Annotated in this window: 22 protein-coding genes; 15 read left to right on the top strand and 7 right to left on the bottom strand. The window is 72.9% G+C overall.

Annotation, left to right across the window (positions count from 1 at the left end; genetic code table 11):
- Positions 1 to 112 precede the first annotated feature (112 nt).
- Together Cs7R123_RS35630 and Cs7R123_RS35625 are read right to left on the bottom strand one after the other, a co-directional pair.
- Entirely contained in the window at positions 113 to 685 is a 573-nt protein-coding gene (locus Cs7R123_RS35630) for a DUF3515 domain-containing protein (protein WP_212833168.1), read from the bottom strand.
- A complete protein-coding gene (locus Cs7R123_RS35625) occupies positions 682 to 915 on the bottom strand; it encodes an Lrp/AsnC ligand binding domain-containing protein (protein WP_212833167.1) in 234 nt (77 codons plus the stop codon). Before Cs7R123_RS35625 ends, Cs7R123_RS35630 begins: the two co-directional genes overlap by 4 nt.
- A gap of 92 nt (positions 916 to 1007) precedes the next feature.
- Here Cs7R123_RS35625 and Cs7R123_RS35620 point away from each other — a divergent pair, with 92 nt between their 5' ends.
- Both Cs7R123_RS35620 and Cs7R123_RS35615 read left to right on the top strand, forming a co-directional pair.
- Complete coding sequence (locus Cs7R123_RS35620; protein WP_212833166.1) at positions 1008 to 1949, top strand: thiamine-phosphate kinase; 942 nt, start codon at positions 1008 to 1010, stop codon at positions 1947 to 1949.
- A 173-nt stretch (positions 1950 to 2122) separates the two neighbouring features.
- A complete protein-coding gene (locus Cs7R123_RS35615; protein WP_212833165.1) occupies positions 2123 to 2587 on the top strand; it encodes a GNAT family N-acetyltransferase in 465 nt (154 codons plus the stop codon).
- Positions 2588 to 2865: 278 nt separating this feature from the next.
- Here the strand turns inward: Cs7R123_RS35615 and rpmB are convergent, their stop codons facing one another.
- On the bottom strand, positions 2866 to 3057 hold the full coding sequence (gene rpmB, locus Cs7R123_RS35610; protein ID WP_212833164.1) for a 50S ribosomal protein L28: 192 nt from the start codon (positions 3055 to 3057) through the stop codon (positions 2866 to 2868).
- A 218-nt stretch (positions 3058 to 3275) separates the two neighbouring features.
- On the opposite strand from rpmB, the gene Cs7R123_RS35605 reads away from it, so the two are divergent.
- Both Cs7R123_RS35605 and recG read left to right on the top strand, forming a co-directional pair.
- The gene (locus Cs7R123_RS35605; RefSeq protein WP_212833163.1) at positions 3276 to 4874 is read left to right on the top strand and encodes a DAK2 domain-containing protein; all 1599 of its coding nucleotides are present in this window, start codon (positions 3276 to 3278) and stop codon (positions 4872 to 4874) included.
- A complete protein-coding gene (gene recG / locus Cs7R123_RS35600; RefSeq protein WP_212833161.1) occupies positions 4874 to 7069 on the top strand; it encodes an ATP-dependent DNA helicase RecG in 2196 nt (731 codons plus the stop codon). Before Cs7R123_RS35605 ends, recG begins: the two co-directional genes overlap by 1 nt.
- Before the next feature lie 65 nt (positions 7070 to 7134).
- Here recG and Cs7R123_RS35595 read toward each other — a convergent pair whose 3' ends face one another.
- Positions 7135 to 8364, bottom strand: coding sequence for an LPXTG cell wall anchor domain-containing protein (locus Cs7R123_RS35595; protein ID WP_212833159.1), 1230 nt, complete (start codon positions 8362 to 8364; stop codon positions 7135 to 7137).
- A gap of 203 nt (positions 8365 to 8567) precedes the next feature.
- On the opposite strand from Cs7R123_RS35595, the gene rsmD reads away from it, so the two are divergent.
- The 7 genes from rsmD (at position 8568) to mutM (ending at position 13033) form a co-directional block, all read left to right on the top strand.
- A complete protein-coding gene (gene rsmD, locus Cs7R123_RS35590) occupies positions 8568 to 9161 on the top strand; it encodes a 16S rRNA (guanine(966)-N(2))-methyltransferase RsmD (RefSeq protein ID WP_212833156.1) in 594 nt (197 codons plus the stop codon).
- Positions 9162 to 9168: 7 nt separating this feature from the next.
- The gene (gene coaD, locus Cs7R123_RS35585; RefSeq protein ID WP_212833154.1) at positions 9169 to 9657 is read left to right on the top strand and encodes a pantetheine-phosphate adenylyltransferase; all 489 of its coding nucleotides are present in this window, start codon (positions 9169 to 9171) and stop codon (positions 9655 to 9657) included.
- A gap of 108 nt (positions 9658 to 9765) precedes the next feature.
- Positions 9766 to 10260: a hypothetical protein gene (locus tag Cs7R123_RS35580; protein ID WP_212833152.1), complete on the top strand. Its 495-nt coding sequence runs from the start codon at positions 9766 to 9768 to the stop codon at positions 10258 to 10260.
- A gap of 124 nt (positions 10261 to 10384) precedes the next feature.
- On the top strand, positions 10385 to 10972 hold the full coding sequence (locus Cs7R123_RS35575; protein WP_212833151.1) for a DUF177 domain-containing protein: 588 nt from the start codon (positions 10385 to 10387) through the stop codon (positions 10970 to 10972).
- A gap of 84 nt (positions 10973 to 11056) precedes the next feature.
- Positions 11057 to 11230 (top strand): 50S ribosomal protein L32, encoded by a 174-nt coding sequence (rpmF, locus tag Cs7R123_RS35570; RefSeq protein WP_212833150.1) that lies wholly within the window; start codon positions 11057 to 11059, stop codon positions 11228 to 11230.
- 119 nt (positions 11231 to 11349) lie between these two features.
- Positions 11350 to 12102 (top strand): ribonuclease III, encoded by a 753-nt coding sequence (rnc, locus tag Cs7R123_RS35565; protein ID WP_212833149.1) that lies wholly within the window; start codon positions 11350 to 11352, stop codon positions 12100 to 12102.
- A gap of 73 nt (positions 12103 to 12175) precedes the next feature.
- Entirely contained in the window at positions 12176 to 13033 is an 858-nt protein-coding gene (gene mutM, locus Cs7R123_RS35560) for a bifunctional DNA-formamidopyrimidine glycosylase/DNA-(apurinic or apyrimidinic site) lyase (RefSeq protein WP_212833148.1), read from the top strand.
- Here the strand turns inward: mutM and Cs7R123_RS35555 are convergent.
- The 3 genes from Cs7R123_RS35555 to Cs7R123_RS40575 form a co-directional block, all read right to left on the bottom strand.
- Positions 12966 to 13565, bottom strand: coding sequence for an endo alpha-1,4 polygalactosaminidase (locus Cs7R123_RS35555; protein WP_212833147.1), 600 nt, complete (start codon positions 13563 to 13565; stop codon positions 12966 to 12968). The genes mutM and Cs7R123_RS35555 overlap by 68 nt on opposite strands.
- Entirely contained in the window at positions 13562 to 14185 is a 624-nt protein-coding gene (locus Cs7R123_RS35550) for a spherulation-specific family 4 protein (protein ID WP_212833146.1), read from the bottom strand. The genes Cs7R123_RS35555 and Cs7R123_RS35550 overlap by 4 nt, the downstream gene beginning before the upstream one ends.
- An 83-nt stretch (positions 14186 to 14268) precedes the next feature.
- The gene (locus Cs7R123_RS40575) at positions 14269 to 14943 is read right to left on the bottom strand and encodes a CAP domain-containing protein (RefSeq protein WP_244872351.1); all 675 of its coding nucleotides are present in this window, start codon (positions 14941 to 14943) and stop codon (positions 14269 to 14271) included.
- Positions 14944 to 15182: 239 nt separating this feature from the next.
- On the opposite strand from Cs7R123_RS40575, the gene Cs7R123_RS35540 reads away from it, so the two are divergent.
- From Cs7R123_RS35540 to Cs7R123_RS35525, 4 genes are all read left to right on the top strand, one after another.
- Positions 15183 to 15377: a hypothetical protein gene (locus Cs7R123_RS35540; RefSeq protein WP_155372087.1), complete on the top strand. Its 195-nt coding sequence runs from the start codon at positions 15183 to 15185 to the stop codon at positions 15375 to 15377.
- 366 nt (positions 15378 to 15743) lie between these two features.
- Entirely contained in the window at positions 15744 to 19283 is a 3540-nt protein-coding gene (gene smc, locus Cs7R123_RS35535; protein WP_212833144.1) for a chromosome segregation protein SMC, read from the top strand.
- A complete protein-coding gene (locus tag Cs7R123_RS35530) occupies positions 19280 to 19879 on the top strand; it encodes an HAD-IA family hydrolase (protein WP_212833143.1) in 600 nt (199 codons plus the stop codon). The genes smc and Cs7R123_RS35530 overlap by 4 nt, the downstream gene beginning before the upstream one ends.
- A 333-nt stretch (positions 19880 to 20212) precedes the next feature.
- Positions 20213 to 20869, top strand: a complete 657-nt coding sequence (locus tag Cs7R123_RS35525; RefSeq protein ID WP_212833140.1) for an ABC transporter ATP-binding protein — start codon at positions 20213 to 20215, stop codon at positions 20867 to 20869.
- The last annotated feature ends 42 nt before the right edge of the window (positions 20870 to 20911 follow it).

The following is a 20911-nucleotide window of genomic DNA, read 5'->3' as shown; positions in this document are numbered from 1 at the left end:
GAGCAGCCACTAAGCATTGACGCTGGCCTATCTAGAGGACGACTTTGACGAATTCGTCCTCTAGATAGGCCAGCGTCAATGAAAAGGCGGGCGGTTGGCGGTGCGGCCCGACTCAGCGGCAGCCGGTGGGCATGGTCGCCGCCGACGGGACCGTCTCGATCAGGGTCTTCGAGAACTCGATGATCAGCTCGGCCGGCCGGCCGGCCGGGACCGTGACGGAGACGGGGACCTCACGGTCGACCGTGGTCAAGGTGCCGGCGGACTCGTGCCAGCAGACGCCGTCCAGCTTGTACACGTCGTCGGTCGGCGGGAAGGTGGGCGTCGTGCCACCGCAGGTCAGCATCAGGGCCGGGTCGCCCCAGGCGGCGTTCTGCTCGAAGCCGCCGGAGACCTGGCGGCGGGGCAGGCCGCCGACCTGCTCGGGCAGTTGCGACAGCAGGGCGCGGCACACGGTGGCCTGGCGGTCGCCGAGGACGGGGGTGGCCATCACCACGGGCGCGGTCGGCATGACCTGCGGGCTGGCGGAGGTGCCGACGCTGGGCTTCGGGGCCGCCGCGGGGGCGTCGGCCGGGCGCATGACCTGGAAGAAGGCGTACCCGGCGGCCAGTGCCACGGGCACGGCGATCGCTGCCGCGAGGAGCTTGGCGGAGCGGTCGGCCGGACGTGTCGCCTGATCGTTACTCATAGGTGGATGATCGGGCACGTCAGCGTACGGGTGATGTTCGGGATCAGCTGGATCTGTGACAGTACGAGTTTGCCGAGTTCGTCGACGGTGTGCGCCTGCACCATGGCGATCACGTCGTACGGCCCGGTGACCGCGTCGACCCGGGTGACACCCTGGATGTCGCCGATGGCAGCGGAGACGTCGACCGACTTGCCGACCGACGTCTGGATCAGGATATAAGCGTGAACCACGGACGACTCCTTTGTGCGTACCGCTGTGAAACTACCTCACGGGTGGTCTGCGGACAGCGGCAGGAGGCGCGCCACAAGCGAAAAGAGGTGCTATGAGCGTCGCGCGTACGGGTGAGTTCGGGCTGATCGAGCGGGTGGTGGCCCGGCTCGGCAGGGGCCCGGCCACCCTGCTCGGTCCGGGCGACGACGCCGCGCTCGTGATCGCATCGGACGGTCGCGTGGTCGCCTCGACCGACGTCCTCGTCGAGGGGCGCCACTTCCGGCGCGACTGGGCAGACGCGGAGGACATCGGCCGTCGGGCGGCGGCGGCGAACCTGGCCGACATCGCGGCGATGGGCGCCACCGCGACGGCGCTGCTGGTGGGCCTCTGCGCCCCGCCCGACCTGGACGTGGCCTGGGCCGAGCAGCTCGCCGACGGGCTGGCCGCCGAGGCGGCGCTGGTCGGTGCGAGCGTCGTCGGTGGTGACATGACGGCCAGCCCCACCCTGACGATCGCGGTGACGGCCCTGGGCGACCTGCACGGGCTGGCGCCGGTGCTGCGGTCGGGGGCGGTCGAGGGCGACGTGGTGGCGCTGGCGGGCCGGGTCGGGTACGCCGCCGCCGGGTACACGGTGCTGTCGCGCGGCTTCCGTACGCCGAAGCTGCTGGTGGAGGCGTATCGGCGGCCCATCGTGCCGTACACGGCGGGACCGGCGGCGGGCCGGGCCGGGGCCACCTCGATGATCGACATCTCGGACGGGCTGATCGCGGACCTGGGCCACATCGCGCAGGCCAGCAAGGTCGGCATCAACCTGCACCGGTCGGCGTTCGCGGTGCCGGAGCAGATGCGCGACGCGGCGCTGGCGCTGGGCGTCGACCCGTACCAGTGGCTGCTGGCCGGCGGTGACGACCATGCCCTCGCCGCCACCTTCCCGCCCGGCATCCCCCTGCCCGACGGCTGGCACCCGGTCGGCGAGGTCGTCCACGGCACCACCGTCACCGTCGACTCCCGCCCCTGGTACGGCCCGAAGGGCTGGGACCACTTCCGCGCCTGACCCCGCCCCGCCCCGTCCGGCCGCGTCGATCATGAACTTATGGGCGTGCTCGACGGTGTGTCTGCACCCCGGCGCCGTGATCAACTCGGCGTCGGTAAGGTACCGGCGAGTAGTGGGCCGGTTACCTAACGGACAAGTGGTGCCAATGCGCGGAAGTCCGTATTCTCTGGCGCGTGACCGAGATCGAGATCCGGCCGACGCGCTTCGGGGCGCCGGTCGCGCGCAAGTTGATCGCCGAGCTGATGGCGGACCTCACCGAGCGGTACGGCGGGGGTGACGCCACCCCGATCGACGCCGTGGAGTTCGACCCGCCGGACGGCGGGTTCTTCATCGCGTACCACGAGGGGGCGCCGGTGGGCTGCGGCGGCTGGCGCAGCTGGAACGAGACCGAGGACGTCGCCGAGATCAAGCGCGTGTATACGGCGCCGGTAGTGCGCGGCCAGGGCGTCGGTCGGCGGATCATGGCGGTCGTCGAGGCCGACGCGCGGGCGCACGGCCGGGCGCGGGCCATCCTGGAGACGGGCACCGCCCAGCCGGAGGCGATCGCCATGTACCAGGCGATCGGGTACCAGCTGATCGAGAACTTCGGCCACTACCGCGACGAGCCCGGCTGCCGCAGCTTCGGCCGCGACCTCTGACCTATTCCGGCACCGGACGGCTTACGCTCCCGCCGGCCGACCACCTCGCGCTTCCATCTCGCGCCTTTCATAAACGTTGGCCTATCTCATCGACTCGGAAGAGATCGAACTCGATGAGATAGGCCAACGTTTATGAAAAGACCCAGGCCGGCCCGGCCCGGCCCGAGGTGGTGTGGGGTCGCGGGCTGGGTGGGGCGGCGCCGACCGGGTGGGTCAGGTTTCGGGGGTACGGCAAAAGGCCGCCGAGCCGGAGCTCGGCGGCCTTGGGAAGTCTCGCGTCAGGCGCGGGTGACCTTGCCGGCCTTCAGGCACGAGGTGCAGACCTGCACCTTACGGGTGTTGCCGCCACCGGCGGGGGTGCGCACCGACTGGATGTTCGGGTTCCAGCGACGGTTGGTCCGCCGGTGCGAGTGGGAAACGTTGTGGCCGAAACCCGGCCCCTTGCCACAGACGTCGCACACGCTAGCCACGGGAATCTCCTGAGTTCGTCTAGATCAACAACCCGACCGCAGCGTCATTGTGCCGGGAACCTGACCAGGGTAGCTGACCGGCTCCTCGGATGCCCAATCGGGGAACGAGCCCGGGGTGCCGTTCCTCTAGGTGACGGCGCACGATCGGGCTGCACATCACTCTACCGTCTCGCGGCGCCGAGCGTGAGAACAGGGTGCGCCCCCGTTAGGCTGGCCCCGTGCTGGAGGTCCTCGACGTCGCCGCGGTGCGGCGCTGGAGTTCGCTCGCCGTGGCCGTCGTCGGCCGGCAGGAACACGCGCTCAACCAGCTCAACGTCTACCCGGTGCCCGACGGCGACACCGGGACCAATCTGCTGCTGACGTTGACCGCCGCGCACCAGGCGCAGGTCGACGTGCTCACCGAGGACCCGACGCCGGGCTCGGTGCTGCGGGCGATGGCGCGCGGGGCGCTGCTGGGCGCGCGCGGCAACTCCGGGGTGATCACCGCGCAGTGGCTGTCCGGCCTGGCCGACCGCGTCGACGACGACGGCCTGGTCCCGGCCCTGGACGCGGCCGCGACGTCGGCGTACGCGGCGGTGGCGCGGCCGGTGGAGGGCACCATCCTCACCGTGGCCCGCGACGCGGCGAAGGCGGCCGCGGGCTGCCGGACCGACGACTGCGTGACCGCGGTGCGCGAGGCGGTGGGGGAGGCCCGGCGGGCGCTGGCGCGTACGCCGGAGCAGCTGCCGGTGCTGGCGACGGCCGGGGTGGTCGACGCGGGCGGGCACGGGCTGGTCCTGCTGCTGGAGGCGATGCTGGAGGCGCTGACCGGCGAGCACGACGAGAGCCAGGCGCCCGGCGTGGTGGCGACTGTCACCGATGACGAGGAACACAGCGGGCACGATCACGGCGCGCACGCGCGCCCGGCATACCGCGGCCCGGCCTACGAGGTGCAGTTCCTGATCGACACCGGGGCGGGGGAGATCGCCGAGCTGCGCGAGGCGCTGGACCGCCTCGGGGACTCGCTGGTGGTGGTGGGCGGCCCGGCGACGTGGCGGGTGCACGTGCACGTCGACGACGCCGGCGCGGCGGTGGAGACGGGGCTGGCCGCCGGGCGGCCGTACCAGATCCAGATCACGCACCTGACAAGCCCGACCGCAGAGCACGCGCCGCGCCGCCCGGACCCGACCGCCCGCGCGGTCGTGGTCACCGCGGCGGGGGAGGGCATCGAGGACCTGCTGACCGCCGAGGGCGCGGTCGCGGTCCCGGCGAACCCGTCCACGGCCGAGGTGCTGGACGCGATCCTCGCCACGGGCGCGGGCCGGGTCGCGGTGGTGCCGACCGACGGCAACCTGCGCGCGGTGGCCCAGGCCGCCGCCGACGAGGCGTTCGGCGAGGGGGTCAAGGTCCGGGTGATCCCGACGCGCTCGCCGGTGCAGGCGCTGGCCGCCCTGGCGGTGCGCGACTCCTCCCGCCGGTTCGAGGACGACGTGATCGCGATGGCGGAGGCCGCCGGTGCCTGCCGCTCGGCCGAGGTGACCTGGGCCAGCAGGGAGGCGCTGACGGTGGCGGGGCGCTGCCGCCCCGGCGACGTGATCGCGCTCATCGAGGGCGAGGTCAACCTGATCGGCGACGACCTGCGCACGGTCTGCGTGGAGCTGCTGGACCGGATGCTGGCCAGCGGCGGCGAGCTGGTCACCCTGATCGTCGGGGCGCAGGCGCCGCAGGAGCTGGTGCCCGCGCTGAACGCGCACGTCGCGGCCCGCTGGCCGTTCGTGGAGATCCACGCGTACGACGGCGGCCAGCCGCACTACCCGCTGCTGGTGGGGGTGGAGTGATGGGCGACGCCGACGTCGAGACCCCGCTGAAGAAGCTGGTCGGGGAGAAGACCGCCAAGGCCCTGGCCACGCACCTGGACCTGTACACCGCCGGTGACCTGCTGTTCCACTTCCCGCGCCGGTACGACGAGCGCGGCGAGCACACCGACATGCGCTCGCTGGAGATCGGCGAGCAGGTCACCGTGCTCGCGCAGGTGCTGCGCACCACGACCCGCCCGATGCGCCAGCGCCGCGGCAGCATGCTGGAGGTCGTCGTCGGCGACGGCTCCGGCGGCCAGCTCATCCTGACGTTCTTCCAGCAGGCGTGGCGCGAGCGGGAGCTGCGCGCGGGCCTCTGGGGCCTGTTCGCGGGCAAGGTCGGCGAGTTCCGCGGCCGCCGCCAGCTCAACAGCCCGGAGTACGTGCTGCTCGACGCCGGGGCCGAGGGCGGCGAGGTGGCCGCCGAGGTGGAGGAGTTCGCCGGGGCGCTGATCCCGGTGTATCCGGCCGCGGCGGCGGTGCCGACCTGGGTGCTGGCCCGGTGCGTGCGGGTGGTGCTGGACACGGTCGAGCTGCCCGCCGATCCGCTGCCGTCCGGGCTGCGCGCCGGGCGCAAGCTGCTCGACCTGGCCACGGCGCTGCGCGAGATCCACCGGCCGAGCTCCAAGGAGCTGCTGTACATCGCGCGGCGGCGGCTGGCGTGGGACGAGGCGTTCGCCGTACAGCTGACGCTGGTGCGGCGCAAGCAGCAGGCCGCCGCGTGGCCCGCCGTGCCGCGGCCCCCGCGCGAGGGCGGGCTGCTGTCCGGCTTCGACGCGTCGCTGCCGTTCACGCTCACCGACGGGCAGCTCGCGGTCGGCGAGGAGATCGCCGCGGACCTGGCCCGGCCGCACCCGATGCACCGGCTGCTGCAGGGCGAGGTGGGCGCGGGCAAGACGCTGGTCGCGCTGCGGGCGATGCTCCAGGTCGTGGACGCGGGCGGGCAGGCGGCGCTGCTGGCGCCGACCGAGGTGCTCGCCACCCAGCACCACCGGGGCATCGGCCGCCTGCTCGGTCCCCAGGGCCGCGCCGACGAGCTCGACGGCGACCCCGACGGCACCCAGATCGTGCTGGTGACCGGCTCGCAGGGCGCGGCGGCGCGGCGCAAGGCCCTGGCCAAGCTCGCCGACGGTTCGGCCGGGCTGGTCGTGGGCACACACGCGCTGCTGTACGAGGGAGTCGACTTCGCCGACCTGGGCCTGGTCGTCGTCGACGAGCAGCACCGGTTCGGCGTCGAGCAGCGCGACGCGCTGCGGGCCAAGGCCGAGCAGCCGCCGCACGTGCTGGTCATGACCGCGACGCCGATCCCGCGCACGGTCGCGATGACCGTCTACGGCGATCTGGAGGTGTCCAGCCTGTCGCAGCTGCCGGGCGGCCGCTCGCCGATCGCCTCGCACGTGGTGCCGGTGGCGGAGAAGCCCGCGTTCCTGGAGCGGGCCTGGCGCCGTGTGGTCGAGGAGGTCCAGCGGGGCCACCAGGCGTACGTCGTCTGCCCGCGCATCGGTGACAACGGCACCGAGGACGAGGTCGAGCCGGTCGAGGGCGCCGAGGAGGACGACAGGCGGCCACCGGTCGCGGTGCTGGACGTGGCCCCGCTGCTGGCCGAGGGGCCGCTGCGCGGCCTGCGCATCGGGGTGCTGCACGGCCGCCTGCCCGCCGACGAGAAGGACGCGGTGATGCGGTCGTACGCGGCCGGGCAGCTCGACGTCCTGGTCGCCACGACCGTGATCGAGGTCGGCGTGGACGTGCCGAACGCGACCGCGATGGTGATCCTCGACGCCGACCGGTTCGGGGTGTCGCAGCTGCACCAGCTGCGCGGCCGGGTCGGCCGGGGCACGGCGGCGGGCCTGTGCCTGCTGGTCACCGAGGCGGTCGAGGGCACCCCCGCGCGCGAGCGGCTGGACGCGGTCGCCTCCACCCTGGACGGCTTCCGCCTGGCCGAGCTGGACCTGGAGCAGCGGCGCGAGGGCGACGTGCTCGGGGCGGCGCAGTCGGGGCGGCGCTCGCACCTGCGGCTGCTGTCGCTGCTGCGCGACCGCGACCTGATCGGCGAGGCGCGCGCCGAGGCCGAGCAACTGCTGGCCGACGACCCGGACCTGGCGGCGCATCCGCTGCTGGCCGAGCAGGTGGCGCGCCTGGTCGACGCCGACCGCGCCGAGTACCTCCAGAAGGGCTGAGCGCAAGCGAAAGGGCGGACCCCCGCGGGGGCCCGCCCTTGTTCGTACGGTGGATCAGCTCACGGTCACACGTCGGTCAGGTTCAGCCGGCGGCGACGGGCGAGCAGGAAGATCACGGCACCGACCGCGATCAGCACCAGGCCGGAGACCACGGCCAGCGTCACGTTGGCGCCGGTGGTGGGCAGGTGCGGCTGCGGCGAGCCCGAGGGGGACGGCGACGGCTCGTCGCAGTGCTGGACCTCGGGGGTGTACTCGCCGCCGGGCAGCAGCACGCCGCCCTCGGTGACGGAGATCTTCTTGGCGTTCTTGGCGGGCACCGTCACGGGCAGCGCCTTCTCGCCGGCCTGCACCACGACCGGGCCGCTGGTCCAGCCGTCGGCGCCGGTGACCTCGAAGGTCGCGGCCTTGGTCGCCTCGGCGGCGTTGATCAGCGTCACGGTGACGACGCCGGTGCAGTCGACGGCGAAGGTGACCGACGGCTTGGGCGAGTTCTTGATGCAGGCGCCCTCGAACGCGATCTCGCTGGAGTCGGTGTCCTCGGCCGCGCCGGGCTGCGGCGTGGCACTGCCGGGGCCGCCGTTCCAGTCCAGCTTGACCTTCAGCCGCGCGCCCGCGGCGGTGCCGGGCACCGTCTGGGTCGCGTTGACGGTCGCGCCGCCGGGGATGCTCTGGCCGTCGGCCAGGCCCACGACCTGGGTCTTGTCGGCCAGCGGGGTCCAGGTGCCGTCGGTCAGCGTGCCGCTGAACTTCAGGTCGGCCGGGTTGTTGACGATCTTCGCGACGGCCGCGTCGGTGTAGTGCTTGTTGACCACGGCCCAGGTGACCTGCCACGTGCCGCTCTCGGCGTCGCAGCGGGCCGAGCCGGTCACGTCGGCCTTGTAGTTGCCGCAGTTGGTGCGGTCGAGGTCGATGTGGCCGGTGTTGGTGGCCGAGACGCCGTTGGTCCACGTGCCGGTGATGCTCAGGTCGGCCGAGGTGGTGGACAGCGGGACGGTCTGGTCGCCGTACAGCTTGCCGCCCTTGTTGTTCTTGGTCTTACCCGGCAGGGTGGCGCCGTCCACGATGTTGGTGATCGGGGTGTCCGGGTTGGCCGTGACCTGGAGCGTCGCCGACATCTGGGTGTCCCAGTTCTCGACGGTCCAGGAGATGACCCACTCGTTGGGGGTGCATTTGGCCTTGGCCGTGACGACGGTGTGGTGCGCCTGGGCGGGGCTCGCCAGTACGAAGGCGCCCGCGAGGCCGAGCACCGCGCTGCCCGCGTAGGCGAGCAGGCGTCGGGTGAATGGACGATTCACGCGTGCTCCATTGGGGTGGATGTGACTGGGGTGAAAGTCTGAGACCGGTTGACCCTAGTGAAGGTGCGCGGTCGCACGGAAACGCTACGGGTGGCTGGTGAATGAACCGTTGCCGAATCGTTATCGCTTTCCGGCGACGGTCGCCGCCTGGTGATCGACCGCGCGCACGGGGTGAGCAACCGCTGATCCCGTAGCGTGGGGGCGTGACGAGGATCGTGGCGGGCAGGTACGGCGGGCGGCGGCTGCGCACCCCGGACGGGCGCGACACCCGGCCCACCTCCGACCGCGTACGCGAGGCCCTGTTCTCGGCGCTGGAGTCCATGACCGACCTCGGCGGCGCCCGCGTGCTCGACCTGTTCGCCGGTTCCGGCGCGGTCGGGCTGGAGGCGCTGTCGCGCGGGGCGGCGCACGCGCTGCTGGTCGAGTCCGACGCCAGGGCCATCCGGGTGATCAGGGAGAACATCGCCACCCTGGGCGCGGCCGGGGCGGCCGTGGCGGCGGGCCGGGTCGGCACGGTGCTCGCCGCGGGACCGCAGGGCGGCCCCTACGACGTCGTCTTCGCCGACCCGCCGTACCCGCTGACCGAGCCGGAGCTGACCGCGGCCCTGGCCGCGCTGGTCGGGCACGGCTGGCTCGCCGACGGCGCGGTGCTGGTGGTGGAGCGGGCCACCCGCTCGCCGGAGCCGTCCTGGGTGGAAGGCGTCACTGCCGATCGCGGCCGCCGCTACGGGGAGTCGACGCTTTGGTACGGTCGCGCCGTTGCGCAGAGTGGCGGAGCGAGTGAACCAGAAGGGTGAGCAGCTAGTGAGGCGTGCGGTCTGTCCCGGGTCGTTCGACCCGGTCACCCGGGGACACCTGGACATCATCGATCGATCGGCCCGGCTGTTCGACGAGGTGATCGTCGCGGTGCTGATCAACCAGTCGAAGCAGGGCCTGTTCAGTGTCGAGGAGCGGCTGGAGATCCTGCGCGAGGTGACCAAGGGCCACCCCAACGTGCGGATCGAGTCCTTCCAGGGCCTGCTGGTCGACTACTGCCGGGACGAGGACGCCCAGGTCGTGGTCAAGGGCATCCGGGCGGTCAGCGACTTCGACTACGAACTGCAGATGGCGCAGATGAACGTCGGGCTGTCCGGAGTGGAGACCCTGTTCATGCCGACGAACCCGCTCTATTCATTCATCGCGTCCAGCCTGGTCAAGGAGGTCGCCAAGTGGGGCGGCGACGTCTCTCCGTACGTGCCGGAGCTGGTGGAGCGCCGGCTCGCGGAGCGGTTGCGGCCTGCCCGAGCGGCCTGAAACTTCCCTACCTGCGGCGACTCGCCGCAGCGGGACCGGTCTGCCGCGACGGTAGGGCCGGGACGCATCATGGTGTGGACTACAACCGTGTATGAGGAGTGACCGTCGGTGGACCCACTCGACCGTATTGACGACATCATCGCTCTGGCGGAAGCCGCGCGATCGGTGCCGATGTCGCGCAACTGCATGGTCGACCGCGGTGAGCTGATCGGCGCGCTGGACCAGTTGCGGGCAGAGCTGCCCGGCGAGCTGCGCCGCTCCGCCGCTTTGCTGGAGGAGCGCGACAAGATCCTCGACGCCGGCCGGCGCGAGGCGGACCGGATCATCCACGAGGGTGAGCAGGAACACGCCCGCCTGGTCTCGGTGAACGAGATCACAGTCTCCGCCGAGCACGAGGGCGCCCGCATCGTCGCGGAGGCCCGTGCCGAGGCGCAGCGACTGCGCGACGAGGTCGACGAGTACGTCGACACCGCCCTCGGCAACTTCGAGCAGTTCCTCACCCGGGCGCTGGCCTCGATCGAGCGGGGGCGCGACAAGATGCACGCGCTGCGCGAGATCGGGTCGTTCGTCCCGGGTGACGACGATCGCCCGCTTCCGTTCTGACCCCGAACCGGCCCGCGGCGCGCGGGTGAACCGGCCCGTTCGACGGCATCGGGCCGGTTCAGGTAACCTTCTACGTCGGCCTGCGACAACTCGGCCGTTCCACGATTCGCCTCTGTGAAAAGTCATGTCTGATCATTCGATGAAGCACCTTGATCCGCGAGCGCCGCTCGTCCTCGACATCCGGGACCTGCCGCGTGGCGCGGGTGCGATGCGTACCCTCCATCGGGTGGTCCCGGCACCGGCTGACCTGGGTCTGGAGATGATCGGTGTGCCGGAAGGCGCCGACCTCGTCCTGGACCTGCGGATGGAGTCGGTGTCGGAGGGCGTGCTCGTCTCCGGGACCGTCACCGGTCCGCTGGTGGGCGAGTGCGGCCGCTGTCTCACCGAGATCGAGGACGAGGTGGACGTCCAGGTCCAGGAGCTGTTCGCGTATGCCGACAGCGCCACTGGCGAGACCACCGACGAGGACGAGGTGGGACGGATCCGGGACGACCTGGTCGACCTGGAGCCGGCGGTGCGGGATGCGGTGGTGCTGTCACTGCCGGTCAACCCGCTGTGCCGCGAGGACTGCCCAGGGTTGTGCCCCGAGTGCGGGGTGCGCTGGGACGAGCTGCCCGACGACCACACGCACGAGGTGGTCGACGCACGTTGGGCGGCGTTGCGCGGGTTGACCGGCCTGGAGCCGGAGAAGCCCGCAGATCCGCAAGCCTGACGGCGCCGCGGAGCCAGACACCAGTCGGCCGCCGGCCGAGAAGAGAAGGTCGGCACCCGCCGGCTACTACTGAGGAGTAATACAGTGGCAGTCCCGAAGCGCAAGATGTCGCGCAGCAACACCCGTCACCGCCGGGCGCAGTGGAAGGCCACCGCGGTCGCGACCGTGGCCTGCCCGCAGTGCAAGTCGGCCAAGCTGCCGCACAGCGCCTGCACCGTCTGCGGCACGTACAACGGCCGCCAGGTTCTCGAGGTCTAACCAGAGCCGTTCCCGGTGCCGCCGGGGTGTTCAACTCGTCGCGTCGCCGACCGGCATGAGCCGGTCGGCGACGTCGCCATGTCCGCGCCGTCCCGCGGCCGCCGAATGGGGTGTCGCTGATGGCAGCGAAATCGCACGACCCGAAACCGGCCGAGGCGCCGGACCCCGCCGAACTGGCCGCCGCGTTCGGCGTCCCGTTCGAGCCCGAACTGCTGGGGCGCGCGCTGACCCACCGCTCGTACGCGTACGAGCACGGCGGCCTGCCCACCAATGAGCGCCTGGAGTTCCTCGGCGACTCGGTGCTCGGCGTGGTGATCACCGCCTCGCTGTACCACGCCCATCCCGACCTGGCCGAGGGCCGGCTGGCCAAGCTGCGCGCCAGCGTGGTCAACTCCCGGGCCCTGGCGGGGGTGGCCCGCTCCCTGGGGATCGGCCCGCACCTGCTGCTGGGCAAGGGCGAGGAGGCCACCGGCGGCCGGGACAAGGAGTCGATCCTGGCCGACACGCTGGAGGCGCTGCTCGGCGCGATCTACCTGGAGCACGGCATGCCCCGGGCCAGCGACGTCATCAAGAACCTGTTCGACCCGCTGATGGCCGAGTCGGCCCGGCGCGGGGCGTCGCTGGACTGGAAGACGAGCCTTCAGGAGCTGACCTCCGAGCACGGCTGGGGCGTCCCCGAGTACGTCATCGAGGAGCAGGGCCCCGACCACGCCAAGACCTTCACCGCCTGGGCGGTGGTCAGCGCCGAGCGCTTCGGCGGCGTGACCGGCCGCACCAAGAAGGAGGCCGAGCAGCGCGCGGCCGAGGACGCCTGGCAGGTGCTCTCCAACCGGGCCGTGGACCTGGACCATCCCGAGGCCCGGGAGCCCTGACCCCGTGCCGCCGTCGGCTCGTTGTCAGACGGCGGGAGCAGAATGGGCGGGTTGGCCGAGGAGAGGGTGGAGCATGCCGGAGTTGCCTGAGGTCGAGACCGTGCGCAGCGGGCTGGCGGAGTGGGTGGTCGGCCGGACCATCGCCGCCGTCGAGGTGCGCCACGCTCGCGCGATCCGCCGCCATGCCGCCGGGGCCGCCGACTTCGTCGCGGTGCTGACCGGGCGGACCGTCACCGCCGCCTGCCGCCGCGGCAAGTACCTCTGGCTGCCGCTGGACAGCGGGGACGCGATCGTCGGCCACCTCGGCATGTCCGGTCAGATGCTGGTGCAGCCCGCCACGGCGCCGGAGGAGAAGCACCTGCACATCCGCTTCGACTTCACCGACGGCGGACCGCAGCTGCGCTTCGTCGACCAGCGCACCTTCGGCGGCCTGGCCGTCTCACCGGGCGGCGCGCAGTTGCCCGCCGAGATCGCGCACATCGCCCGCGACCCGATGGACCCCGAGTTCAAGCCCGCCGACTTCCTGGCCGCGCTGCGCCGCCGGCGCACCGGGGTGAAGCGGGCGCTGCTGGACCAGGGGCTGATCTCCGGGGTCGGCAACATCTACGCCGACGAGGCGCTGTGGCGGGCGAAGCTGCACGGCGAGCGGCCCTGCGACGAGCTGTCCGCGGCCGCCGCCACGAAGCTGCTCCAGCAGGTGCGCGAGGTGCTCGGCGAAGCGATCAAGGTCGGCGGCACCACCTTCGACGCGCTGTACGTCAACGTCAACGGCGAGTCCGGCTACTTCGACCGCTCGCTCAACGCGTACGGCCGCGAGGGCGAGCCCTGCGGGCGCTGCGGCACGGCGATCCGCCGCGAGCAGTTCATGAACCGCTCGTCGTACTCCTGCCCGAAGTGCCAGCCCCGCCCACGGGTGACGGCGGCAGCCTGAGGTCGGCCCGCGCGTCGGAGCGGTCGACCAGCCCGACGGGCAGGCGCAGCTCGCGCGCGGCGTCGAGCACGCGTACCAGGACGTCCTCGGGCGCCGCGGCCAGCCGGTCCAGCGCGGCGGCGTCGAAGCCCTTGTCGCGGCACACCCGCAGCCGGTCGGCCAGGATGGGCGCGACCGTGTCGCGCAGCGCCCGCGCCGGGGCGTCCCAGCGGATGCCGTGGTCGGCGGCCCGCAGCGAGCGGGGGAACCGGGCCGCGTCGGGCTGGCCGCCGACCGTGCCCAGGGCGAGGTAGCAGACCGCGTGCCGGCGGCGCCGGTGCAGGTCCTGCACCGTGGCGGCGTCGGTGGTGAAGCCGTCGAGCACGAACACGTCGGCGGCGCCGGGATCGGGGTCGGGGCGGTCCAGCGACCACTGCCAGTGCAGCCGCTCCGGGTCGACGGGCGGCGGTGGCGGTGGCTCGTACCAGGTCCGGGGCGGGGTGGCGCAGGCCAGGCAGGCCAGCACCACCACCGCCGTGACGGGGACCTTCACACCGCGACCGGCAGCACCGGCGCCCCGTGCACGGACGCCTCGTTGGTGGCCAGTCCGAACCGGGCGCCCCGGGCGCGCATCAGCTCGTGGCAGGCCTCGATCTGGTCCAGCGGCACCGAGTGCACCAGGTGCGCGTCGCCGGAGCGCACGCCCTCCTCGGTGCCGACCCGGTACTGCTCCCACGCGCCCTCGAAGGTGCACAGCACCGTGCCGAGGCCCCGGTAGAGCGAGTCGGTGGGGCGGCCGGGGTTGACCAGCAGCGTGTCGAAGCCGATGCGGCGGGCGGCGCGCACCGCCACCGCCACCGGCCCGATCGAGTACGGGCTGGTCGGGGCCTGGTCGAAGAAGATCCCCCGGACCGGATACCCGGCCCAGCGGCCGAGCTCGGCGCGCACGTGCTCGGTGGGCCGGGCGCCGTAGGCGAGGTCGACGTAGCCGAGCAGGCTGGCCCCGGCGCGGACCAGGCGGGTGGTCGCGGCGGTCCAGGTCGGGTCGAGCCCGGTGCCCGGACCGGCGTCGATGTTGAGCAGGACGGTGGCGCCGACGCCGGCGGCCTCGATCGTCTCCCACAGCTGCGGGTGCAGGTGCGGGTGTGCGGGGAGCGGCAGCAGGGGGGTCACGCCCGTACCAACGATCGGTGCCCGAGCCCCGCGACTGCCCGCGCGGGTATGTCGACATGCCGACTGAACTCCCCCGACGAGGCCTACTCGTAGCCGAACTCCTGCGTCCAGTACGGCGTGCGCCCCCGGTACGCCAGGCCGGTGGCGCTCGCCTCCGCGTCGCAGTTGAGGATGTTGTCGCGGTGGCCGCCGCTGCCCATCCAGGCCTCGACCACCGCCTGCGGGTTGGGGTAGCCGTAGGCGATGTTCTCGCCCGCCGCGTCGTCGCGGGGGTAGCCCGCGTCGTCGAGCCGGTCGACGAAGTCGTCGCCGTCGCGGTCGGCGTGGCTGAAGTAGTCGTACGCGGCCATGTCGGCGCTGTGCTCCCGGGCGGCGGTGCGCATCCGCTCGTCGGTGTGCACCTGGTCGCAGCCGGCCAGGCCGCGCTCCCTGTTGATCAGCACGGTCACCTGGTCCTCGATCCAGGTGATGAGGTCGGTCGCCGGGGTGACCGCATCGGTGCGCCGGGTCTTCGGCGTCGCTTTCCGGGTCGCGCCCGCCCGGGGCGTGCGCAGTGTCGCCGGTTCGGGTGGTTTCGTGTCGCGGGCGGGGGCGGCGGTGCCCGACGCGGCCCGCGGCGGTGCCGCGTCGCGTCGCAGTGCCGCGGCCGTCCCGGCGGCCACGAGGGCTGCGCTCGCGGCGATGGCGAGGACGGCGGCGCAGGCCGCGATGGCCGGCGCGAGGTGCAGGGGCGTGCGGTGCCGACTGCGGTGTGCCACGTATCGACGCTAGCAGTTCGGGCGGATTGTCACGTTGCGACACCTTTGGTGATGTGTGGCGCAGGGCAACTTGACGTTCCCGGTGTATCGGCGGACTATGGAACTGTCGCCAGTCGCGCCCGACCGCGCTCGTCAGCATCATCTGGAGTCACATTCCAGTTTGCCGGGCCGCGGGAGCCGCGAATACAACTGGGCGCGCGTTTGGCCGGCGAACCGGCAGCGCTTCACAAGGAGACGATATGGCGAAGGCCCTCTATGGCCACGTCACGGCAGCGCCCGACCGGCGCATGCTCGACGAGGTCACCCGTTTGCGTGCCACGGTGCGGGCACTGGAGTTCGAGGTAACCCGGCTTCGGGCGGAGAACGATCGGCTGGCGGCCGCTGCCGCTGAGGCCGACGAGTTCTTCCGCATCGCCGAACCGGCTCTGACCTGATCCTTCCCCGCGACAGCGGGACGGACAGCCGCTCCATGGAGCGAGCTGCCGCGGCACCAGACCTTCTGCGCGCCTCCACCCTGTGGCGGCGCGCTTTCTTTTTGCCCGGCCCGGGACCGCGAGTGACTTCTTCTCGCGTGCCGCGACGGTTCTTCCGTCGTGCCGAACACCGTCCCCGGGCCGGGGCGACCCGAAACCGGCATCCTCCGATGGTTCAGCCGACCGGTGGCCGGGCATACGACTGCGGCCCCGGCGGTCAGGCGTCTCGGAAGGGCCTGTCGGGCGACCGGGTACCCTGCGCTTTGACCGGTAGCATGTGCCACCCACGCGCCTCGCGGGCGCCAAGATGATCGATTCCGGAGTGTCGTGCACCTCAAGAGCCTGACGGTGAAGGGCTTCAAATCCTTCGCCTCCGCGACGACGTTGAAGCTCGAACCGGGGATCACCTGCGTGGTGGGTCCCAACGGCTCGGGCAAGTCCAACGTGGTCGACGCGATCGCCTGGGTGCTCGGCGAGCAGGGCGCCAAGGCACTTCGCGGCGGCAAGATGGAAGACGTGATCTTCGCGGGCACCTCCGGCCGCCAGCCCCTGGGCCGCGCCGAGGTCACGCTCACGATCGACAACACCGACGGCGCGCTGCCCATCGACTACACCGAGGTGTCGATCACCCGCCGGATGTTCCGCTCCGGCGAGAGTGAATACGAGATCAACGGCGACGCCTGCCGCCTGCTCGACATCCAGGAACTGCTCAGCGACTCCGGCATCGGCCGGGAGATGCACGTCATCGTCGGCCAGGGCCAGCTCGACGCCGTGCTGCACGCCAAACCCGAGGACCGCCGCGCGTTCATCGAGGAGGCCGCGGGCGTCCTCAAGCACCGCAAGCGCAAGGAGAAGGCGCTGCGGAAGCTGGACGCGATGCAGGCCAACCTCAACCGCGTCACCGACCTCACCGACGAGCTGCGCCGCCAGCTCAAGCCGCTCGGGCGGCAGGCCGAGGTGGCCCGGCGCGCCGCGGTGATCCAGTCCGACCTGCGCGACGCCCGCCTGCGGCTGCTCGCCGACGACCTGTTCACCCTGCGTACGACGCTGGACAAGGAGGTCGCCGACGAGGCGGCCCTGCGCACCCGCCGCGAGCTGGTCGAGGCCGAGCACGAGCAGGTGCAGGAACGCCTGTCCGAGCTGGAGTCGGCGCACGCCGTCGACGCGCCCCGGCTGACCCAGGCCCAGGACGTCTGGTATCAGCTGTCCGCCCTCCAGGAGCGCTTCCGCTCCACCGCGCAGCTCGCCTCCGAGCGCCACCGCCACCTGTCCGCGCCGGTCGAGGCCGAGCGCCCTGGCCGCGATCCGGAGCAGCTGGAGGCCGAGGCCGAGGCGGTGCGCGATCAGGAGGAGACCCTGCGCGAGGCCTTGGCCGAGGACCAGGTGCGCCTGGCCGAGGCGGTCGAGCGCCGCCAGGAGCTGGAGCGCCAGCTCGCCGCCGCCGAACGTGCGCTGGTGGCGGCGGTGAAGGCGATCGCCGACCGCCGCGAGGGCATGGCCAAGCTGACCGGCCAGGTCAACGCCGCGCGGGCGCGCACCGCCACCGCCGCCGAGGAGATCGAGCGCCTGTCCACCGCGTACGGCGATGCCGCGATGCGGGCCGAGGCGGCGCAGGAGCAGGTCGACGCGGTCGCCGAGCTGACCTCCGACGCCGACCGCGACAACGCCGACCTCGACACCCGGCACGCCGCCGCGGTCGCCGCGCACGAGGACGCCGCCGCGGCCGTCCGCCGCCTCAACGAGGCCGAGCGGTCTGCCGAGAAGGACGCCACCGGCTGGAAGGCCCGGGAGGAGGCGCTGGCCCTCGGCCTCAACCGCAAGGACGGCGCCGGGGCGCTGCTGGCCCGCGCCGCCGAGGTGCCGGGCCTGCTGGGCAGCGTCGCGTCGCTGCTCAGCGTCGAGCCCGGCTGCGAGGCGGCCCTGGCCGCCGCGCTGGGCACGCTGGCCGACGCCGTGGCCGTCGCCGGGGTCGACGAGGCCGCCGAGGCGATGCGCCTGCTCAAGATCCAGGACGCGGGCCGGGCCGCGCTGCTCATCGCGACCTCCCGGCCGCAGCCCCGCTCCGACGTGGCGCTGCCGCCCGGCGCCCGGTGGGCGATCGACGTGGTGCGCTGCGCCGACGCGATCCGCCCGGCCGTGGCGCACGCGCTGCGCGACGTGGTGCTCGTCGCCGATCTGCCGTCCGCGTCCGCCCTGGTCGCGGCCCAGCCGTCGCTGCGCGCGGTGACCACTGAGGGCGACGTCGTCGGGGTGTTCGCGGGCGCGGGTGGTTCGGCCAAGGCGCCCAGCTTCATCGAGGTGCAGGCCGCCGTCGACGAGGCCCGCGCCAGGAAGGTCGCGGCCGAGGAGAGCGTCGCGGTGCTGCGCGAGCAGATCGCCGAGGCCCGCGAGGTCGTCTCCGAGCGCAAGGCGGCCATGGACGCCGCCGCCGCGGCCAAGCGCGCAGCCGAGGGCGAGCGCAACGCCGCCGCCCGCAAGCTCGCCGAGGTCGGTGCCGCCGCCCGTTCGGCGCAGGCCGAGGCGCAGCGGCTGGGCGCCTCCCGGGACAAGGCCGCGGCCGCCCGCGAGGAGGACCTCGCCCGGCTCGCCGAGCTGGAGGAGCGGCTGGCCGCCGCCGAGGACGCGCCGGTCGACGAGGACCCGTCCACCGCCGAGCGCGACCAGCTCGCCGCGATGGTGCCGCAGTCCCGGCAGAACGAGGTCGAGGTGCGGTTGGCGGTGCGCACCGCCGAGGAGCGGGTGTCGCAGATCGCCGGCCGGGCCGACTCGCTGCTGCGCCAGGCCGCCGCGGAGCGGGCCGCCCGCGAGCGCGCCGCCGCCCGCCGCGCCGCCCGCGAGCGGGGGGCCGCGATCGCCAAGGCCGTCGAGTCGGGCACCCGCGAGCTGCTCAGCCGTCTGTCGGTGGTGCTGGAGGAGGCCGCGACGCGGCGCGACGAGATCGCCAGCGCGCGTACGGCCCGGGAAGCCGAGCTGGCGCAGGTGCGCGGCCAGGCCAAGCGGCTGGGCGACGACCTGAACCGGCTCACCACCGAGGTGCACCGCGACGAGGTCGCCCGCGCCGAGCAGCGCATGCGCATCGAGCAGCTGGAGAACCGCGCCGCCGAGGAGTTCTCCCTCGACGTGGAGACCCTGCTCGGCGAGTACGGCCCGAGCGTGCCGGTCCCGGTGATCGTGCTGGGCTCGGCCGACCTGGCCGACCCGGAGCCCTACGACCGGGCGATCCAGGAGAAGCGCGCCGCCCGGGCCGAGCGCGACCTGAACCTGCTCGGCAAGGTCAACCCGCTGGCGCTGGAGGAGTTCGCGGCGCTGGAGGAGCGGTTCAAGTTCCTCTCCGACCAGCTCGAAGACCTCAAGGCGACCCGCCGTGACCTGCTGACCGTGGTCAAGGACGTCGACGACCGCATCCTGGAGGTCTTCGCCACCGCGTTCGCCGACACCGCGCGCGAGTTCGAGGTCGTCTTCCCGATCCTGTTCCCCGGCGGCGACGGGCGGCTGGTGCTGACCGACCCGGACAACATGCTGACCACCGGCGTCGAGGTCGAGGCGCGCCCGCCGGGCAAGAAGATCAAGCGGCTGTCGCTGCTGTCCGGTGGCGAGCGCTCGCTGACCGCGGTGGCGATGCTGTGCGCGATCTTCCGCGCCCGCCCCAGTCCCTTCTACATCATGGACGAGGTCGAGGCGGCGCTGGACGACGTCAACCTCGGCCGTCTGATCACGCTGTTCCAGGAGCTGCGCTCGCGCAGCCAGCTGATCATCATCACGCACCAGAAGCGCACCATGGAGGTCGCCGACGCCCTGTACGGCGTGACCATGCGCAACGGTGTCACCGAGGTGATCAGCCAGCGGCTGAAGGGTGAGGGCGAATGAGGCGGCGACCGGCCGAGGCCCTGCTGATCGACTTCGACGGCGTGCTGCGGCAGTACGACCCCGACGCGTACCCGGGATTCGAGCAGCGCCACGGCGTCGCGCCGTCGGCGCTGCTCGACTCGGGCCTGACCTGGGGGCGGCTGCTGCCGGCGATCACGGGCTACTGGACCCGGCAGCAGTGGCTGGACGAGATCGCGGCCGACACCGGCGCCTCCGCCGAGGCCGTCGCCGAGTGGGACGCCTACCGGGGGCGCATCGACGGGCCGGTGCTGGAGTTCGTACGCGCCGCGCGGGCGGCCGGGCGCAAGGTCGCCCTGGTCACCAACGCCACCGACGACCTGCGCCAGGACCTGGCCCGGTTCGGGCTGGAGGCCGAGTTCGACGCGGTGATCTCGTCGGCTGAGCTGCGGACGCACAAGCCGACCAAGGAGTTCTTCGCCGCGGCGTGCCAGGCGGTGCAGACCCCGCCGGACCGCTGCCTGCTCGTCGACGACACCGACCGCCACATCCGCGGCGCCCGCGTCGCCGGCCTGTCCGCGATGCGCTGGTCCGGCCCCGCCGACCTCCCCTACCTCCGCGCCGCCCTCTCCCTCTGACCGCCCCCGCCCGCCCCGTCCCGCCGGGCCCCGTCGGGCCGGGCCGTCAAGATCGGGCAAGTTGCCGGGCAACTGGGTGAATGGGGCGCCAAGATACGGCCGATTGCCGGGCAAGTTGGACGATCTTGGTGTTCGGAGAGCGCTCTACCGCATACCGGTGCAACAGGGGTGCAATTTATGCACACAGCTTGCGTTGAGCTGTTCCTAATGTGCCCGCCTGGTGAAACGGATTTCGCGTCCTGACAACCTGATCGCTAGATTGCGCGTGACTACTGCGGAAACGGGAGATCACTCCCGGGACGGCGGGAACGGCAAGGCGAGAGGAGAGCGGCGATGTCGTCGGCTCTGGTGGTTGACCGCGTGACCGTGGAGTACGCGGCGGGCGCGCCCGTCCTGCGCGAGGTGACCGTGACGGCCCGGCCCGGCCGCATGCTCGCCGTGACCGGCCCGTCCGGGGCGGGCAAGACCACGCTGCTGCGGGCCATGGCGGGCGTGCTGCGCCCGGTCGCCGGGACGGTCGAGGTCGACGGCAGCCCGCTGCGCGACCGCGACGACGCCGTCGGCCGCAAGGTCGTGCTGATCCCGCAGGACAACGGGCTGGCCACCATCCTCACCGCGGGCGAGAACGTGCAGGTCGTGCTCGTCGCCAACGGGTTCACCCCGGAGCACGCGCGCCGCGCCACCGCCGAGTCGCTGGAGCTGGTCGGCCTGTCCGCCCAGGCGGGACAGCTGGTCGAGGAGCTGTCCGGCGGCCAGCAGCAGCGTACGGCGATCGCGCGCGGCCTGGCCCTGAGCGGCCGTGTGCTGCTGGCCGACGAGGTCACCAGCGAGCTCGACGCCGCCAACCGCAGCCGCGTGCTCGACCTGCTGCGCGCGGAGGCGGACCGGGGCGCCACCGTCGTGCTGGCCACCCACGACCTGGAGGCCGCCGCGGCGTGCGACGCCGAACTGCACCTGCTCGACGGCACCGCCGAGCTGGTCCGGGGCTGACCCTCGCCCCGTACCCCCGCTTGTTCCACCCCCGACCGCCCC

The sequence above is a fragment of the Catellatospora sp. TT07R-123 genome, from assembly GCF_018327705.1.
In the GTDB taxonomy this organism is placed as follows: Bacteria; Actinomycetota; Actinomycetes; order Mycobacteriales; family Micromonosporaceae; genus Catellatospora.
The sequence above is the reverse complement of the archived record's forward strand: the minus strand, read 5'-3'. Positions and strand labels throughout refer to the sequence as shown.

Coding starts and splice junctions, on each gene's coding strand:
- Cs7R123_RS35630 (WP_212833168.1), bottom strand. CDS start 685: ATGAGTAACGATCAGGCGACACGTCCGGCCGACCGCTCCGCCAAGCTC.
- Cs7R123_RS35620 (WP_212833166.1), top strand. CDS start 1,008: ATGAGCGTCGCGCGTACGGGTGAGTTCGGGCTGATCGAGCGGGTGGTG.
- recG (WP_212833161.1), top strand. CDS start 4,874: ATGGGCGACGCCGACGTCGAGACCCCGCTGAAGAAGCTGGTCGGGGAG.
- Cs7R123_RS35575 (WP_212833151.1), top strand. CDS start 10,385: ATGTCTGATCATTCGATGAAGCACCTTGATCCGCGAGCGCCGCTCGTC.
- rnc (WP_212833149.1), top strand. CDS start 11,350: ATGGCAGCGAAATCGCACGACCCGAAACCGGCCGAGGCGCCGGACCCC.
- mutM (WP_212833148.1), top strand. CDS start 12,176: ATGCCGGAGTTGCCTGAGGTCGAGACCGTGCGCAGCGGGCTGGCGGAG.
- Cs7R123_RS35540 (WP_155372087.1), top strand. CDS start 15,183: ATGGCGAAGGCCCTCTATGGCCACGTCACGGCAGCGCCCGACCGGCGC.
- Cs7R123_RS35530 (WP_212833143.1), top strand. CDS start 19,280: ATGAGGCGGCGACCGGCCGAGGCCCTGCTGATCGACTTCGACGGCGTG.
- Cs7R123_RS35525 (WP_212833140.1), top strand. CDS start 20,213: ATGTCGTCGGCTCTGGTGGTTGACCGCGTGACCGTGGAGTACGCGGCG.